Raw genomic sequence first — 18,083 nt, 5'->3', positions numbered from 1 at the left:
ATGCTTTTTAGATGAACTCAATACTCAGCAATACAGATCTTTTAGCTATTTTTATCCGGCGGCATAATTGGCCAGTCAGCGGCATCAAGGGAATCCAGTGGATACTGGCTGGCTTCGCCTTTCCAACGTCGGATAAAGCGTCGATCAGCATCATAGATCTCTGTTTGTTTATCCAGATCAAAATGACGACCACCTCGTGGATCAGCCCCTACCCCAGCAATGTATTGCCAATTTCCCCAGTTAGAGGCGACGTCGTAGTCGATTAATTGTTGTTCAAAATAGGCCGCACCAAACCGCCAATCTAGTTGCAGTTCATTAACAAAACAGCTGGCTACTATCTGACGACCACGATTTGACAGATAGCCAGTTTCATTAAGCTGTTTCATACAGGCATTAACGAGAGGATATGGCGTATTACCATTGCACCATTTCTGATAACGCTCGGGATAAAAACAACAGGAAATTTTTTGTCTGTTTATCCCTTCTGCCTTGAATAACTTGTGTTGATATCGCTGTGCATACCACTGGAAATATTCACGCCACAACAACTCATAATAAATCCAATAAGTGGATTCATTCGCTGTATGCTCAGACTCATAGCGTTTCAATCGTGCCATCAGCTTACGTGGCGATAAAGCGCCACAGGCCAACCATGCCGACATTTTAGTTGAGTTTTCCCAACCATCCAGTTCATTTCTTACCGTTTTGTACTGTGCAGGCAAATCAGATGAAAAGTACTGCTCAAGATGATCGAGCGCCATCTTTTCTCCGCCGTAGCAGTAATGTAGCTCAGCAACTTCTGTTTCAGTTTGATGGGTTAAACCCGTCAGCGCTTCTACAGGAGGCGCTAACCATTGCGGCATAGCCAACGGTTTATCAACAGCAATAGCTTCACAGCAATCTTTAAAATCGGTAAATGTTGCAGGCAAATCACTTATTGCAAAGGGTAATTGCTCAGGGCGAAATAAGGTATGTGTCGAGACAGAATGAAAAAGCGTACGAGGAAAATCGACTTTGAGATGATGCCATTGACGGGTCTCAAACACACCCACATGATGGCTACGATACACCGCATCAATATGATGATTTTTTATCAGAACAGAAATCGCCGAGACCGGATCGGCAGTCATCACAATCAGACGTTGCCCACGATTTTTTAGCTCTTTCCCTAAATCATGTAAAGTTTTATTGAGAAACTGGCGACGCAAAACACCCATCGGTCTGGCATTCAAACGGCTTTGTCTGAACCAGGCAGGATCAAAACAATATAAACAAATGAGCTGCTCACAATTTAGACTGGCTTCAAGCAGTGCCGCATTATCATGAATACGCAGATCATGTTGAATCCAGTATAAGCCGGTTTTATACATTTATGTTCCTAAGCAACAATACCCTAGCATCGAAACTAGACTGTTTATTGTCGATATTTTGTGAAGCTTGCAAGATTAATGAATGTATAAACCTAGCTCTCTTGTAGCCAATAAAAGCTAAAAGCCGGTATGACTAACGCATTTTTAAACAAATCCGGACGCTGGCCACTAAATAAGTCATAAAGCTGACCATTCTGTGGATTGCCCCAACTGCCCAGTTCATCTAAATTCAGATGCTGAGGTTTACCATTGAAATTCGCCACTACCAGAACACGTTGATGCTGTTGCTGAATACAATAGCGTTCGAAGACAAAAAGATGCTCATTGCCGACATCAATTAATTCGCGATTATTAAAATCAGCAAACACATCGATTTCTTTGCGAACAGCAATCATCCGTTTTAATGCAGTAAATATTTCATATTGCGGGTGGCCAGGCTGGTTTCGCAGCTCCGCTTTATCCCAGTTAATAACCGGACGATGTACCCAGCGCGAATCTCCTTTTTTGTATGGATCATCAAGATAGGAAACATCATTTGTTGTACCCACTTCGTCTCCATAATAGAGAAGAGGTATACCACCAAAAGACATAATCAAACTATGCAATAACAAGATAATATTGATTGAGTCTTCAATGGCTTGTGAATCACCCTGCTCCAAAGCATATTCCAGTCCAACCAGGGAGGCTAAGGAACCTGAAATTCGTGCATCCCCTGTTTTCTCATTTTCACCAAACGGTAACCCTCTGGCATGAGAATGGTCAAAACGGCCCATATAATAATCAATCAAAAACTTACGATGTTGTGCAGGTTGGTAACCAACAAGTTCGATATCACGGTCATCAAAGCCCAAACCAATATCATCATGACAACGGATATAATTCAGCCAAGTTGCTCTTTCCAGCTTCACTGGCAGGCTCTTAATACCCTGGTTGAGTAACTTGGTGTTTTTTGTGGCTACAGCATCCCACATCAATGCCATATAAGTTGCGTTGTAGGCAATTTCACACTCTTTAGCAATAACTGCATCTTCACCAAAATATTTGGTGACTTCAACAGGTGCCACAATCGCTTCAGCAATATATAACACACCAGGAGCAACCACCTGGCAGCAGTCTTTGAGCAGCTGCAAAATTAAGTGGGCTTCACGTTCATTCTGGCAGGTACTACCAATTTTTTTCCACAGAAAGGCAACAGCATCCAAACGCAGAATATCAGCGCCTTGATTTGCCCAGAACAAAATCACATCGAGCATTTCAATAAACACGGAAGGATTAGAATAATTCAGATCCCACTGATAATGATTAAACACGGTCATGACCCAGCGTTGCATTTCCTCATCCCAGGTAAAGTTACCGGGTGATGTCTCTGGAAATACTTCAGGCATGCTCTGTTCGAACATATCTGGCACATTCCGATTTTCAAATGTGTAGTAATAATCCTGATATTTAGTTTCACCTTGCCGTGCTTTTAGCGCCCACTCATGTTCATCTGAGGTGTGATTAAGGACCACATCCATGGTCAGCAAAATGTCACGCTCATGCATGCTGCGTGCAAGTTCGTTTAAATCCTTGAGGCTTCCGGCACGTTCATCGATCTTACGAAAATCGCTTACGGCATAACCGCCATCACTGCTGCCTTTCGGACATTGCATAATGGGCATGATATGCACCAGATTGACGCCAAGTTCCTGGAAGTAATTCAGATGTTCTTTCATTCCCTGCAAATTACCGGCGAAGCCGTGGCTATAAAGCGCCATGCCAACCCATTTCTGACTCAAAAACCAGTTATGGTCTGCTTCACGTTCAATATCCTTCTGACGCAGATCTTCCGGACGATGGATATACTGCCACGCCATGGCTTCAACTAGTTTTTGAGACTGTTCTTTGAAGTCATCACGATGACCATACAAACGTTCAAATAAGGAATGTATGGCATAAAAGTTTGCCCCTAAACGCGTATAAAAATAGCGTAAGTCCTGTTTTGAAATGCCAGCTTCAATTTCATTGAGGATATCGTTCAACAGTGTGTGGGCTTGCTGTTCGTACATGCTTAACCTTGTTTGTATTATTCTAAATAAGCGTTATTTATAAAAGTCAGGATCTTTACTGACAGCGCCACGATGTTTGACAACACGACTGGCGAAGGCTTGGGCTTTTTCCAGTGTATCTTCGATTTTCCATCCTGCCAGTAAACCGTGAATATACATGGCAGTAAAAGCATCGCCTGCGCCGACAGTATCGACGACTTGTTCGTGCTGAGGAGGTGCAACCTGATGAAAAGCACCATCAGTATCGCGAACAATCGCGCCTTTTTCACCTCTTGTCACGATCAGCTGATCAAGGTGAAAATGTGTATGCATTCGGGTCATATCCTGATGCAGATCAGCAGAATGGAATCCAAGTTCGTATAACTCACTTTCATTCAATTTTACCCAGCGTGCTTGCTCAAGCCAGTGATAGACAGTTTCTTTTTCCCACCAGGGTGAACGTAGATTCACATCAACAAAAATATCCAATGATGGATTTTCAGTCAGTTTTTCCAGCGTTTTCTTGGCGATCTCACGACGTGCAACTAAAGAACCATGATAAAAGAAACCCGATATGTCCTCTGTGGGTACTTCAGCTAAATCAATAAAATCCCAGGCATTATCTTCAGCAAAAGTATAGATGGGTTCATCATTTTCGATACGAATATCAACCCGCCCCGTCTGATGTTTACTATCCTGCTGAATGGCTTTGGTTGTCATCCCCCAATTGGTCATTTCTGACAATATGATGTCACCCAGCTCATCCTTACCAACACGACTGATAAACAGCGGAGCATCGCCTAATGCCTGAAGATGCCATGCAACATTAAACGGTGCACCACCTAATACGTTTTCCCCCGTCGGGAAACAATCAAATAAGGCTTCACCAAAAATAGTTAGCTTGGTTGATGATTTCATGATGATGATTCTTTATTGGTTGGCATAAAAAAATGCGGTGCAAAATGCGCCACTCCCTGCAACACACCCGCCGAATAATTACCATTGTTCTCACTATGGTCACTGCTTGCCAGAAACAATGCCTCAGTATTGCCATTGTGTTTTGATAATTCCACAGCAGCTTGCTTAATCTCTGCACTGGCATTATCGACAAGAATTGAGGGTATATGGCTGGTTAACACAGGTAAGTCATTGCCACTATCACCGGCAAAGATAACTTCATCCAGCTCATAACCTAGCTTTTCTTGTAAGAATTCAATGGCATGTAGTTTCGTTGCGTGTTCCGGTAATACATCCAATAAACCAATATTTTTGGGCTCATCGACACTCCAGAGAATACTGGCAGCCACATTGGCATCTTTCAGGAAAGCTTCAATACGGGTAATGATGGTGTCTTTATCCATATATAGCGGTAAGTAATAACTTAATTTATGCGTATTTTGTTTAGTGCTTTCCTGCAAACGCAGTTCTTTGATGGGACGTAAAATCTGTTTTAGTTGTGCGTGGGTTTTGCCATTCCAGTCTTTATCGATTTCTGCTTCCCAATCTGCCATCTGTTGCCAGCTACCTTTTCCTATCTGATAAATCTTGGTGCCAACATCGGTAATCGCAAAATCCGGGATCGGTAAGGCGTAGTTTTTAATAGCACGTTTGACTAAAGACACATGGCGTCCTGTCACATAGGCTAATTTCACATCCTCACGCTCACAAAAGCTTGAAAAAGATTTACGGGCATCGGCAGGTTCCGGCTGAAAACCATTGGGAATAATGGTTCTATCCATATCAGTACACAGTAAAACTTTAGCTTGCGTCATCATGATGTTTTCTTTGTTTTTGCCTGATGAAAGAACTGGTAATGTTCAAGCGATTCCAAAATGCCTGCGGCAAATGGTTTATCAGCAAAATAAATCCGATCAGTATCAATCAATTGTGATAACTCCTCATTATGTCTGTTAGCCACTACAGCGGCGAGTGTATTGCCGCGCATCATATCTTCATCAGCACCAGAACCGCCGGCGACAAAAATATGCTCAAGTGGTATTTGCCAATGATCGGCAACATAGCGTAGAGCCATCCCCTTTGATGCTCTAATAGGTAAAATGTCTAAATATTGTCCGAATGCTAACTGTACATGCACAGATTGTTCTTCCTGATGTAACAGCCGTTTTATATCTTCTATATCTACTTGCTCTGGATCAATGTAATAACTTAATTTAAACCGACTCTGCTCTGATTTTGGCTGTTTCTGCAAACCGGGATAATCATCCAGTAATTGACGAACCTTATGCGGCATCCAGTGATAATCTATATGCTGAGCCCACGATGTATCGGGAGTTAGCTTCGGAGCATAATAAATTTCAGTACCGGAACTGGTAATCAAAATATCAGGTTCAGGAATCTGATGTTTTTTCATCATTCTTAATGCCACATCCAGTCTGCGACCAGTAGCAATAGCAAATTTCGTAGTTTTACGGTTCTCACGAATCAGATTAATGAGTTTATGTAACGACACATCATCACCAATAAGGTTCAAATCGAGATCGGTGAAAATAGCTTGTTCTGCATAAAAATGGCTGGTTCTTTCAAGCGGTTGACGTTGTAATAATTCAGCACGTTGAGCAAGCGGTGTTACCAACTCAATATACCGCTTGGCATGAGCCCGCCATGAATAACACTTCGCCACCCCTTCCAACCCTTTGCTGGAATAGTCATCCCATAACTTATTATCAGTAAGTAGTTTCAGTAAGGCGTCTGTAATCGTCGACGACTCTAGTGGATCAATCAAAATACCATTATGACAGTTACCGATGATGTCTCGTGGTCCACCATCTTCTGTTGCAATTATGGGTACACCAGAAGCGGCGGCTTCAATCAAGGTTAAACCAAAAGGTTCTGTCAGTGCCGGATTTACAAAAACACCACCTGATGCCGCAGCAATACGATACATCAAAGGCACTTGTTCACGTTTGTGATGCTTAGGCATAGCCACTTTGCCATACAGATCGTAACGATCTATTGCCACCAAAAGCTCATGGAAGACTTCCTGAGCACCGGCTTCCAAGTCATCAATATCATCACGGTTACCAGCAATAATCACCAGATTAGCCAGTTGTTGCAAGCTTTCCGACTCACCGTATGCTTCAATCAGCACCGCAATATTTTTGCGTTTGTCTGGACGGGATAAGGCCAGAATGATCGGTTTATTTGGTTCAACAAGTTGGTGCGTTAACTTACGAAATAAGTCAGTTTCTAACTCATTACCTTCTGGTGGCTTAAATTGTTTGATATTGGTACCAGGAGGGATAACCCGCATCTGATCAGGTTGGTAATGATCATAAATTTCGTATTGCTCTTCAATTTCCTGATGAGTGCTGGTAATGACACGCTCAGCAGTAGCTAAGGTAATTTCTTCTGCCTCAATACGACGTGTCATATTATAAAGTGATTCGATTTGTTCAGTGGAGAGGCCACTTGCCAGCAACCGTCTACGCTTCACACGGCCAAGTGAATGACCGGTATGCACCAGTGGGATGCCTAAAAGATTGGCAACATGAGAACCGACAAGACCGGCATCGGCATAATGGCTATGTATTAAATCGGGAATACGATCTTGTTTTCTAAAAAAGTCAGCAAGATTATCTGCAAACCCATCCAGATATTCCCATAGCTGCTCTTTATAAATATATTCTTCAGGACCAGCATCAATCCGGACAATCCTGAACTTCTCATTGATTACTTCGATGGGCTCGGCATAATCAGCATCAACATGGCTATCATTAATGCGGCGGGTAACGAGATCAACCTGTGAGACATTGGGTAGTTCGGAGAGAGCCTGGGCCAGTTCCAGCACATAGAGGGTCTGACCTCCTGTATCAGCATCTCTGCCAAGCTCCAGATTATCAGCTCGTATGAGCCCATGCACACTGATTAGTGCGATATACATCTGCTCAACCGTGTCCCCCATAAAACCAGCTTCTCCCTTTAATTACGTGTATGCGTTCAGATATCGTCCTACTCCCTGATACTATAGCATCACACTATCTTGATAAAGATTAGCTTAGGTTAATTTTTCCGGTGTGTATGTATATATAAAAACTGTTCAGAAATAAATTTACTTTCTTTGTGAAACTAAGCGTTTCAATTTTGCACTCAAACGGTGGAAGAATCGATGCTTATTTCCTGCTGCTGCACTGGTCAGGAAATTGATTTGTATTGACTGGCGTTTACCTTCAAAGGCCGGATAACCATGCCAGCAATTATCAGTCACTTTGAAAGCGAGCAACGCGCCCGGCCCTGGGCTGATTTCATCGACATAGTCATTCATATCATGCCCATTTCTCAAGACCCGAAGTTTACCGGTATCTGCTTCCCATTTTTCATTCAGATAAATCAGAATGGTGGCCACTTTCGTTTTGGAATCAGTATGAATCCGACCATCCTTTTGTCTGGAATAACCTCTGAGCGTAATCATCATCGGCAAGTCCATCACCTGCACATCAAACTTCTGACAAATAATGCGACGGAACTCCGGGGTATCAATTGATTCTATCAGCGACTTAAATGGTTCGTTTAGATCAACGTCATCTACGTTATAACTTCCACCATCCGGAATATCGGGAAAACTGTTAATGATGCTTTGCACATCGTCAGGATAAATTGACTCTTCTACTTTAAAATAAGGAAAAGGTACTGTTTGCAAAGGCGCATTATCGAGCGAATCCAGCTTAATCACATTCTTCATTATCATGTCATCAATTTGTCATAAACGATCACATTATCACTTTCTGCCCGGCACTTATACAAGTTAAAGCCACTTATAACGAGTTATAGCAACACTGTTCGTCTATTATATTTCTCTGCATTCAGCTCTAAGAACTTCTCCATCTCACTCTTATCTAAGAAATCATTGACTCGTAATACTCAGTAACGTTTATAATGAGTATGATTCTCATTTAGAACTTGACTATTAGATGTACATCGACTTACCTACCAAAGCTGGAGCGGTTAAAAACGTGTTTACACTCGACCTTCGTAAAACCTCAGGTCTCATTATCAGCCTGATAATGTTTTTTTCATTCATTTATACAGCTCATGCAAATGACGCACAGAGTGATACACGACAGCTCATGCAAATTGCTGAATATGTGGGTGCAGACTATCCTTCAGCTGTTGCGAATGGGGAAGTCATTAATGAAGCCGAATACAGTGAAATGACAGAATTTTCTGCGCTTGCTGTAGAAAAAACCCGTCAACTGGAAAATGGTCAGGCAGCTGTTGAAGCTGCTCTTAAATTACAAAAAGCTGTTGCAGACAAACAAAACCCGGATGTTATTCATCCGATTACAGTTGAACTGCGTAATATTCTAATCAAACTGTCACCTGCCGTTTCATTACCCAGTGAATTATTACCATCACAGCAAGTTCAAGCACTCTATCAACAAAATTGCAGCGCCTGTCACGGTGTAAAAGGTCATGGCGATGGCGAACTTGCTGCTACGCTTGATCCAACTCCTACCGATTTTACTGACAAAGAACGTGCCATGAACCGTTCATTAATCGGTTTGTACGATGCCATTACCAACGGTATTGAAGGCACAGCAATGGTCGCCCTATCCCACTTGAACGAAAAACAACGTTGGTCGTTGGCTTTTTATGCTGGCAGCTTAGCGTTTCAGGATAATAAAGGTACAGCCACTGTTCCAGCCGGTATGACCATACAAGACTTTGTCAGTAACAGTCCTAATACCTTATTGAGTAAATATCCAACACTGGATAACAAAACCGTTGCAGAACTTCGCTCAAACCCTGAGCCACTATTCGCTTCTAACGATCCTTTAGCGATGGCCAAGCAACAGCTTAATGCATCACATAAAAGTTATATGGCTGGTGAATATAAAATAGCTCAAGGACAAGCCGTCAGTGCGTACCTTGATGGTTTTGAACTCGCCGAAAATGCGTTGGATGCTTACGATCCAAAATTAAGAAAAGATATTGAAAAATCGATGATGGCGTTCAGACAGCTAACAAGCCAGTCTGATAAACAAGATGAACTCACTGCCTTACTGGAAAAAACCAATAGTCAGTTAAGCCAGGCGCAAGATATGTTATCTGCAGATACATTATCTGACTCTACCCTTTTCACCGCCAGTTTAGTCATTTTGCTGCGTGAAGGCTTAGAGGCGATGCTGGTTGTTCTGGCACTGGTGACAGTACTGGTAAAAACTGAACGTCGTGACGCAGTGAAATATGTTCACGCAGGCTGGATTATTGCGTTAATTGCTGGTGTAGCTACCTGGTGGGCAGCACAAAACCTCATTAGTATCAGTGGCGCCAGCCGTGAAATTATGGAAGGTGTCGGTGCGTTAATGGCCGCTGTCATCTTATTCTATGTTGGTTTCTGGATGCACAGTAAAACCAATGCAGTAGCTTGGCAGGCCTATATTAATCAGCATATTCACCGCCACTTAAGTACGGGTACTTTATGGGGCTTAGCAGGACTTTCGTTCATTGCGGTCTATCGTGAAGTGTTTGAGACAGTACTTTTTTACCAAGCTCTTATGACTCAGTCCGCAGTATCTCAGTCAATGTCTATCGTCAGTGGATTTGTGACGGCAGCTGTCGTGTTAGCTGTAGTGTTCTGGGTCATTATTAAATACTCTTTACGTTTACCGATCAGAAAATTCTTCACATTCAGCACCTATCTGATGCTGGCCTTATCCTTTGTATTGATTGGTAAAGCGGTAGCGGCATTACAAGAAGCTGATTTGATTAGCATATCCTCATTCCCAGTTGATTTTACTTTGTCGTGGATTGGCGTCTATTCCACATGGGAAGGTCTGGCAGCACAATTGGCTATTCTGGTTCTATCGATATTGATCTTGATAGGAATCGGGCCTTTCGGCAAAAGAGAAACCGCTTAATATTCAACATAAAAAAGCCCGCTAAAGCGGGCTTTTTTAATCCATCTCTTCAATGACATTTTACTGTCATACATCACTGCTATATTCCCTCACAGATAAACATGACCCCTGTCATGTTTATCTTAATCAATAGACAGCATTCATATTCTTTACAAAAGCCAAACTCGTCGTGAGGCGAGGACGGAAAGCCACAGATCTTCACCATTGAAGATGGCTGGGTTGCATTGCTTCATTTACTTTATATAAGGGTTATATCATGAAAAAAGCGATGCTATTTGTTCTAGCGTTTTTCTTCTCTGTCGGTGCTAACGCAGCGACATTATCTTTAAAAACATTCCAATCTAGCAATGCCACTCAAAAAGTTGATGTTGCTTCAGGAAGCGTTGTTCTTGGTTCAGGCCTGGCAACACCAGCTAATGGTGAAGCATGGAAGTCACAGTTTGACCTTAATTCAGATAAAACCACACCAGTTAAAGTGACATGGACTTTTAACCCTGACAGCGCACTAGCGAGTGGTTGGGTTAAGTTCAAAAGTGCACCAGATGCCTTTAAAACTTTCTTTATATCTAAAGTCGCCAGCTTCAGCTTCATCGCTACACTCTATGCCAATCAATTAAGTCTATTGAATTTCGAAAGTGCTACTGGCCAGGCGTTAAACTACACAGTTTCAGTATCTGCTGTACCAGTACCTGCAGCTTTATTCTTATTTGCCCCTGTATTATTAGGTTTCCTGGGCTTACGTAAGAAACAAGCTTTAGCTGCTTAATTTTTTATTAAATTGAGTATAAAAAAGCCCGCTACTGCGGGCTTTTTTCCATGTGAGAGTTAAGCGTTTAAAGCCACTTGAACCAGGTTATCTGTATAAGTCGGCGCATGCCCCATATCAACAAACTCTGCCGAACTCACACAGTTAACTGTACCTTTATTTAACTGTCGCCAATAGCCCAGTGTAGCAACCACAATACCAGGACTGACATCATCGGTAATTTGTGCCAAGGCCTCAAACTTACCCCTATCGTTAAATACAGACACCACATCACCACTCTGGATATTTCTCATATCTGCATCAACAGGACTTATCATCACAAACTGTTCGCCCTGGCCTTTTATCTTGCTCTCCATATTGGCGTAACAAGAGTTCAGAAAGCCATGGCTTTTAGGTGAAATAATATTTAAAGGATACTTTTCAGCCAGTGCAGGATTGCTCTCATGGGTTTCTCGTGATGGCACATAATCAGGCAGGCTATCTAATGGTTCACCCGCTTGGAAGCCGTCATACATTTGCCTGAAAGGCCCGGCCACAAAGTTCGTGGCTCCTTTAATTTCTAACTCACATTTACCACTCGGTGTCGGGAAATTCCCATGGCGGTGGCGGGCACGATCATCTTTGGTGCCCACTTTTAATTTGGCAAAACCATGTTCACGTAAATAGGCCAGATCGATACCATCACAAGCAGGCGAATCCCAATCAACATAGTTTTCAAGACACTCACTATCTGTCCAGCTAAAGTTAGCTTCCAGATACCCCATTCTGGCAGCCAGTCGTCTGAAAATTTCATTGTTTGGGATAGCTTCGCCGGGAGAGTCCACGCACTTTTCGTTATAAGTGAGATATAAATGCCCCCACGATAGCACCATATCTTCCATCTCAGCGCCCATAGACGCGGGTAACACAATGTCGGCATAAAGTGCTGTGTCTGATAAGAAGTGTTCTGCTGACACGACAAATAAATCGTCACGCTCAAGCCCTTGAATAATCTTATCGGTTTCAGCTGCCTGTGTGACTGGATTAGCATTCCAGCACATCATAGATTTGATCGGTGTATCAAGACCCAACTCACCAGTCAATGCTCGACCAAGTTGTATTGCATTCACTACTGGTGTGCCTTGTGGAATTAGATCTGGACGCGAAATCACATCAAATTTATACGGATGCTCCCAGACCGGGAACTGTAAAGCACCGCCACCCACATGTCGCCAGGCTCCGGTTAAGGCTGGCAGGCAACTCACTGCACGAATAGCCTGACCACCACCATAATTACGTTCAAGTGCGACCCCCAAACGAATGGCTGCGGGTTGGGTTGTGGCAAATTCACGAGCTAACTGACGGATATCCTCTACCGCAACGCCTGTGATAGCTGCTGCCCACTCTGGTGTTCTGGTTTTTGCCCTTTCTGCTAAAGCATCAAAACCAACGGTGTAATTATTGATATAGTCTTGGTCTTGCAAGCCTTCTTCAATAATGACGTTCATCATCGCCATCGCTAAAGCACCATCAGTACCGGGTTTAGGTGCAATATGCCAATCGGCTTCTTTAGCGGTTTTAGATTTATACGGATCAATCACCACCACTTTGGCGCCGTTTTTCTGGGCATCTCTGACAATATGCCAGTGGTGAACATTGGTGCTGACCGAGTTACATCCCCAAATAATAATGTACTTGGAATGTACAAAACTCTCAGGATCCACACCAGCTGTCGGACCTACAGTTAATAACCAGGCTGTGCAGGAACCTTCACCACAAAAAGTTCGCTCACAAACAGTTGCCCCCATTTTATTAAAAAAGGCATCGCCACCATTTAAGCCATGAACTAACCCCTGGTTGCCCAGATAGCTATAAGGCAGAATGGCATGTGGGCCATATTCATCAATAATCGCTTTCCAGCGGTTGGTGATTTCATCCAACGCCTCATCCCAGCTAATACGCTCAAACTGACCACTGCCTTTAGGCCCACTTCGACGCATGGGATAAAGCAGACGATCTGGATGGTAATGACGCTTTTCATAGTCTTTGAGTTTGACGCATAAACCGCCTCGCGTCATTGGATGTTCTTTATTGCCTCTGACAGAGGTTAATTGCCCATTCTCAACCTCATACACCATGGAACAGGTATCCGGACAATCATGTGGACAGCCACCATGATGCGTCGTTTTTAGTACGCTTGCCATATTGCTCTCTCCTCTTCTGAATTATATTTTTTTATTATTGTTCTCAGACTATACACCGGTTTATAACGGGAAATATGCCCGTTAAGTTATTCTTTCGAAACTATAAAAGTGTTATTCAGCTCATACACTGGTTCTGGTGTTTCTTCAGAGATATTGCTGCCTTTGATGACATAAACTCAGTAAATGATAGAGAATTTTGAGTAAGCTTAGATGGTATTTCTGTTCAGCGAGATTAGCGTCTAACTATGATTAAGCAAATGATTTCTATAGTTCTTCTGTACTATGCCGATATAAGGATTATGTGAACTATTTATCGTAGAAGATAACTAAGGTCATGTAAGATGACCAAAAAGTAGGAGGAAAGAGATGAGTATTTCAGCAACACAAGGCAGTCCAAAAATTAGTATTGATGATTATCTGATGGTTAAAAGTGCCCAGATGAGCAATAACAAAGCGAAACTAGATGGTGCCAATGCGTTAAAACTAATTGAATCTGCTGTCCCTGCCCCTACCGCCACGCAAGGCAATAATCTGAATGTAAAAGTCTGAGTTTTCTCAGACTTTTTTTGCCTGTCATTTAACAAGGCAATTCAATCTCACTGTAAAAATCTTTATATACAATTTCCACCCTCAGCCTGTCGCCTTCTGACATCAACACTTCTGGCTGACTGATTTCTTCTACCCACTGCTCTGCCTGCGACTGTTTTACCAAATTGCAAATATCACCAATCGGCCAGTGAAAATAGACTTCATGCTGTTTTTTTATCGCTAATACATCTTTGTCTGTAGATTCAGGTATCGGTAAATAAGAACTGAATATCTCCAGACCACCTTGTTGCTCAGGATCATGAGCAAAATATTCGACGCTCACATCCCAGCCGCGAACCAGTCCTTGTTGTTCATCACCCCGTTCAACACTAAAACCAAACATCGCTAAGGTACCATCATTAATTTTTGGCAATTTACTCAATACATCCTGTATTGCTAGCAACGCTTTTTTGTCATCAGCCGATAAAGCATCCAGACTTAATAACCATTTAGCTAGTTCTGTCGCTGATTGGATGAGTTTTTTATGTGCTTTATCAAGAAGAATATTGGCCATTAATTACTTACCTTGTTGTTCACTTTCATACTGTTTTATCCAGTCATACACTTCATCAGCAGGCATCGGCTTAGCGATAGCATAACCTTGTGCAATATCGCAGCCCATGTCTAGCAAATACTGGAAGTGCTCAGTAGTCTCCACCCCTTCAGCGATGATATCTCGTTTAAAAACCTGTGCCAGTTCAATGATGCCTTTGACAATGGCCATATCTTCTTCATTTTCCAGCATGTCGCGAACAAAACTCTGGTCAATTTTTAGTGTTTTAACTGGCAATTTTCTAAGGTAGGTCAGAGAAGAATAGCCCGTACCAAAGTCATCCAACGCAAATGGCACGCCAAGATAATCGCTGGCAGCAGCCACGACCTGAGAAGTTTGCACCGTTTCTAATGCCGACGTTTCCAATATCTCAAGTTCAATCGACTCTGGTGCTATCGTTTTATGTTGTTTCAGTAAGGTTTCCAGCTTCGTTAGAAAATCAGGGTGCTGAATTTGTTTCGCGGAAACGTTGATACTGACCTGAATATCAAGCGCCTGTTCTTGCCACTTTTGCAGCTCATGTAACGCTGTTTTTAAAACCCAATCGCCTAACTCAACGTTGAATTCATGCCCTTCAATAATCGGCAAAAATTCCATTGCACCTAAGAGACCTCTTTCCGGATGTTGCCAGCGGATAAGTGCTTCCAGTCCGACTACTCGGCCATGACGAAGGTCCACTTTGGGTTGATAATAAAGACGGAACTCCTCTCCAATTAAAGCCAGATGTAATCGCTCTAACTGGCTGTGATATTCATGCATTTGCTGATCAAGCTTAGCATCGAAAATATGATAGCCGTCTCTACCTGCCTGTTTAGCTTCATACATAGCCAAATCAGCATGACGAATCAATGTATCGCCATCCACATTATCAATAGGATAAATCGCCACACCGATGCTGGCTGTAACATGATGTTTACGATAATTAATCTTAATAGGTTCAGCTATTTTCTGGCTGAGTCGGGTCAAAATCGGTTCAAGCTCATCCAGACTATTAATGTTGCTGATCAAGATAATAAACTCATCGCCCCCCATCCTGGCTGCGGTATCACCTGAACGCGTGACTTGACTCAGTCTTTCAGCGACAGCGACCAGAAGCTTATCACCCGTCTCATGACCAAACTCATCATTAATAGGTTTAAATCCATCTAAATCAAGGAAGCAAACGGCCAGAATTTTCTCAGTACGCCTAGCAATAGAAATAGCCTGCTCAAGGCGATCGGAAAGTAATGTGCGATTAGCCAACTGGGTCAAAGCATCATAGTGAGCCATATTCACTAGCTGACGTTCGGTCTTTTTGATTTCAGTAATATCAACAAATAAGCCAAGGTAGCTGGTGATCTCTCCTTGAGGGTTTTTGATTGCACTAATAGTGAGGATTTCTGCAAAAAATTCTCCGTTTTTCTTACGGTTCCATATTTCACCACGCCAGCGTCCTTCGGTATTAATGCACTCCCACATGTTCTGATAAAAGTCAGCCTGTTGTCGGCCTGAAGCTAAAATTTTAGGGTCTTCACCAATGAGTTCTTCTTCGGTGTATCCGGTAATTTCCGTAAAAGCACGATTGACACTAATAATTCGGTTTTCTTTATCAGTGATAAGAATCCCTTCCCAGGCATCATCAAAAACACTGGCATGCAGACGCAGCGCTTCTTCATTTTTCAAGCGATCGGTAATGTCGTAGAACCAGCCGATATTGCATTCTTCACCAGCATATTGGATGGGTAGATAGGAAGCCAACGTCCATTTCTTACCTTGCCCATCAATATCCAGCTCTGTCAGTTGATTGTAAATTGTCTGACCTTTTGCAACTTGCTCGAGATAGCTTTCATGTACATCGGAGTTCGCATAAAAGTCGGAAGGATTCACCTCGCCCAGTGTATCAACACTCTGATTCACCAGTTCGGTATAGCGCTTATTAGCAAATACAATTTTCTTACTGGCTTTTGTCATAATCCGAACGGCGATCGGGCTGTATTCCAGTAATTCCCTCAGTTTTGAGGTACTGGTGCGTAACTCATCCTGTATTTTTTTGAAATAAGAAATATCGGTCGTAGTACCGATAATTCGTATCGGTTTTAAGTTCTTATCACGCTTGATGATCATGCCGCGAATCATCACCCATTTCCACGAACCATCGCCACATAAGAGACGTAATTCATCGTAATAAGTCGTATATTCACCAGTGATATAACCTTCCAGGCGCGTAACCGAGCGCTCTCTATCCTCTGGGTGAATATAATCTATCGATTCATCTAACGATTCTGGAAATTCATCATCGCCATAACCCAAACTTTTCTTCCAGCGTTCCGAGAAATTCACATGACCGGTTTCAATATTCAAATCCCAGACACCATCACCACTAGATTCCAGAGCTAACTTCCAGCGGCTTTCACTCTCTGCAAGTGTTTTTTTACTCTCAGCAAGGCGTGTCATATACGAATCAATACGCTCAGCCATAGAGTCAAAGGCTCTAGCTGCCGATGTAATTTCATCATTCCCTTGCAGCTGTGCTTCCATTAATACTTTTCGACCAGATTCAAAACGGGTCATTTCTTTAGTCAGACGCGTGATACGTGAAATGACATTTTTATTAACCGCTATAGTAATCAGCCAACCAGAAATGATAGTCACCCCAAACAAGACAATCATCAGAATCACTAACAATCGATTAACAGGCTCAACCAAATCTGCCACAGGAATGAGCTTAAAATAGCGCCATCCAACAGGCTCCACCGACATGGAGATCGCAATATAATGCTTTTTGTTGACGACGATATCTTTTGCAGCCAGTTGCGGTTTATTCTCTATAACCGCGCCTGATAACAACGCATTAAGTGCTTTTTCTTTATCAAGAAAATCTGTGACCTGCTTCTCACCACCCGACTCAAGCTGTTTCTGCCAATGACCGGCGAGAATAAAGTTACCCTGCTTATCCAGCATAAAATGTTCAGTATTGGGATATAACTGTTGCTTACTGAAAGTAAACCCCAGGACATTATTCAACGGCATATCTTCGCCAAGTGACCCCAACCACTGACCATTCACATAGAGTGGATATAGGGCACTCACCATCCAAACCTGATTAACAGGGTCAAACAAAGGTGGTGTGAACGTAAATTGTTTTTCAGGATTGTGAGCGGGTGAAGTGAAACTGACCCATGGCTTTTCTGTGTAATCATTATCAGCAAGCTGATCAAACACAAACTCAGGATAATGAGGATCAAAAATGACCTCACTTCGTAAATCAGGTGACAGATACCACACATTTTCATACAAGCGACTGGCCGACGAGCCAAACACTTGCATCACTTGCTTGATGCGTAAATGCATCACTTTCTGTTTTTCAGTTAATTCAGCAGAGTCAGGTAAGAAAATACCGGCGTTGACGTGCCCATCATATTGGTCTTTTTTATTACGCCAAATGCCATCATTATCGAGCGTCATCGTCTGAGAGAAGTCTTTAATGTCCTCATCCGTGACCGGCTTATTCAGTTCTTCTTGTAATAAGCGAGCCAAACCTTTTAATTTAGGCTCGGCATAACTCAGTTTCTGAGTAGTAATATTGACCTGATTCTGTGTGATGGCCAGTAAGTTATTTATTTCATGATTAAGAAGTTTTTCTTTGGAATATGCACTGACCCAAATAGCAGCGGGTATTGATGTCAGTAAAATACTGACGATGACGATTAAACTAAGTTTTTCTCTAATCTGCATTAAG

The 18,083-nt window shown here is 42.5% G+C and carries 12 protein-coding genes and 1 riboswitch; of the genes, 3 read left to right on the top strand and 9 right to left on the bottom strand.

The window, feature by feature from the left end; translation table 11 throughout:
• Positions 1-41 precede the first annotated feature (41 nt).
• From BM232_RS03515 to BM232_RS03490, 6 genes are all read right to left on the bottom strand, one after another.
• Complete coding sequence (locus BM232_RS03515) at positions 42-1,370, bottom strand: DASH family cryptochrome (protein ID WP_091711798.1); 1,329 nt, start codon at positions 1,368-1,370, stop codon at positions 42-44.
• A 92-nt stretch (positions 1,371-1,462) separates the two neighbouring features.
• Positions 1,463-3,418: an alpha-amylase family glycosyl hydrolase gene (locus tag BM232_RS03510; RefSeq protein WP_091711797.1), complete on the bottom strand. Its 1,956-nt coding sequence runs from the start codon at positions 3,416-3,418 to the stop codon at positions 1,463-1,465.
• 33 nt (positions 3,419-3,451) lie between these two features.
• Entirely contained in the window at positions 3,452-4,315 is an 864-nt protein-coding gene (locus BM232_RS03505) for a carbohydrate kinase family protein (protein WP_091711796.1), read from the bottom strand.
• Positions 4,312-5,172: an HAD-IIB family hydrolase gene (locus BM232_RS03500; RefSeq protein ID WP_091711795.1), complete on the bottom strand. Its 861-nt coding sequence runs from the start codon at positions 5,170-5,172 to the stop codon at positions 4,312-4,314. Before BM232_RS03500 ends, BM232_RS03505 begins: the two co-directional genes overlap by 4 nt.
• Positions 5,169-7,319, bottom strand: a complete 2,151-nt coding sequence (locus BM232_RS03495; RefSeq protein ID WP_091711794.1) for an HAD-IIB family hydrolase — start codon at positions 7,317-7,319, stop codon at positions 5,169-5,171. The genes BM232_RS03500 and BM232_RS03495 overlap by 4 nt, the downstream gene beginning before the upstream one ends.
• A gap of 147 nt (positions 7,320-7,466) precedes the next feature.
• Positions 7,467-8,096 (bottom strand): 2OG-Fe(II) oxygenase, encoded by a 630-nt coding sequence (locus BM232_RS03490; protein ID WP_091711793.1) that lies wholly within the window; start codon positions 8,094-8,096, stop codon positions 7,467-7,469.
• A gap of 271 nt (positions 8,097-8,367) precedes the next feature.
• Between BM232_RS03490 and BM232_RS03485 the strand changes: the two genes are divergently transcribed.
• Together BM232_RS03485 and BM232_RS03480 are read left to right on the top strand one after the other, a co-directional pair.
• Positions 8,368-10,275, top strand: coding sequence for a cytochrome c/FTR1 family iron permease (locus tag BM232_RS03485; RefSeq protein ID WP_091711853.1), 1,908 nt, complete (start codon positions 8,368-8,370; stop codon positions 10,273-10,275).
• Between the two features lie 147 nt (positions 10,276-10,422).
• A riboswitch (cyclic di-GMP riboswitch) is annotated at positions 10,423-10,502 on the top strand.
• A gap of 29 nt (positions 10,503-10,531) precedes the next feature.
• On the top strand, positions 10,532-11,041 hold the full coding sequence (locus tag BM232_RS03480) for a hypothetical protein (RefSeq protein ID WP_091711852.1): 510 nt from the start codon (positions 10,532-10,534) through the stop codon (positions 11,039-11,041).
• Between the two features lie 59 nt (positions 11,042-11,100).
• On the opposite strand, the gene BM232_RS03475 is transcribed toward BM232_RS03480, so the two are convergent.
• Positions 11,101-13,224 carry a molybdopterin-containing oxidoreductase family protein gene (locus tag BM232_RS03475; protein ID WP_091711792.1) on the bottom strand — a complete coding sequence of 708 codons (2,124 nt, stop codon included), beginning with the start codon at positions 13,222-13,224 and terminating at the stop codon, positions 11,101-11,103.
• 366 nt (positions 13,225-13,590) lie between these two features.
• Here BM232_RS03475 and BM232_RS03470 point away from each other — a divergent pair, with 366 nt between their 5' ends.
• Positions 13,591-13,773, top strand: a complete 183-nt coding sequence (locus BM232_RS03470; RefSeq protein ID WP_007145450.1) for a hypothetical protein — start codon at positions 13,591-13,593, stop codon at positions 13,771-13,773.
• Between the two features lie 28 nt (positions 13,774-13,801).
• On the opposite strand, the gene BM232_RS03465 is transcribed toward BM232_RS03470, so the two are convergent.
• Together BM232_RS03465 and BM232_RS03460 are read right to left on the bottom strand one after the other, a co-directional pair.
• A complete protein-coding gene (locus BM232_RS03465; protein ID WP_091711791.1) occupies positions 13,802-14,326 on the bottom strand; it encodes a hypothetical protein in 525 nt (174 codons plus the stop codon).
• 3 nt (positions 14,327-14,329) lie between these two features.
• A complete protein-coding gene (locus BM232_RS03460; RefSeq protein ID WP_091711790.1) occupies positions 14,330-18,079 on the bottom strand; it encodes an EAL domain-containing protein in 3,750 nt (1,249 codons plus the stop codon).
• Between the last annotated feature and the right edge of the window lie 4 nt (positions 18,080-18,083).

The sequence above is a fragment of the Methylophaga sulfidovorans genome (genome assembly GCF_900114205.1).
Classification (GTDB): domain Bacteria; phylum Pseudomonadota; class Gammaproteobacteria; order Nitrosococcales; family Methylophagaceae; genus Methylophaga; species Methylophaga sulfidovorans.
The sequence above is the reverse complement of the archived record's forward strand: the minus strand, read 5'-3'. Positions and strand labels throughout refer to the sequence as shown.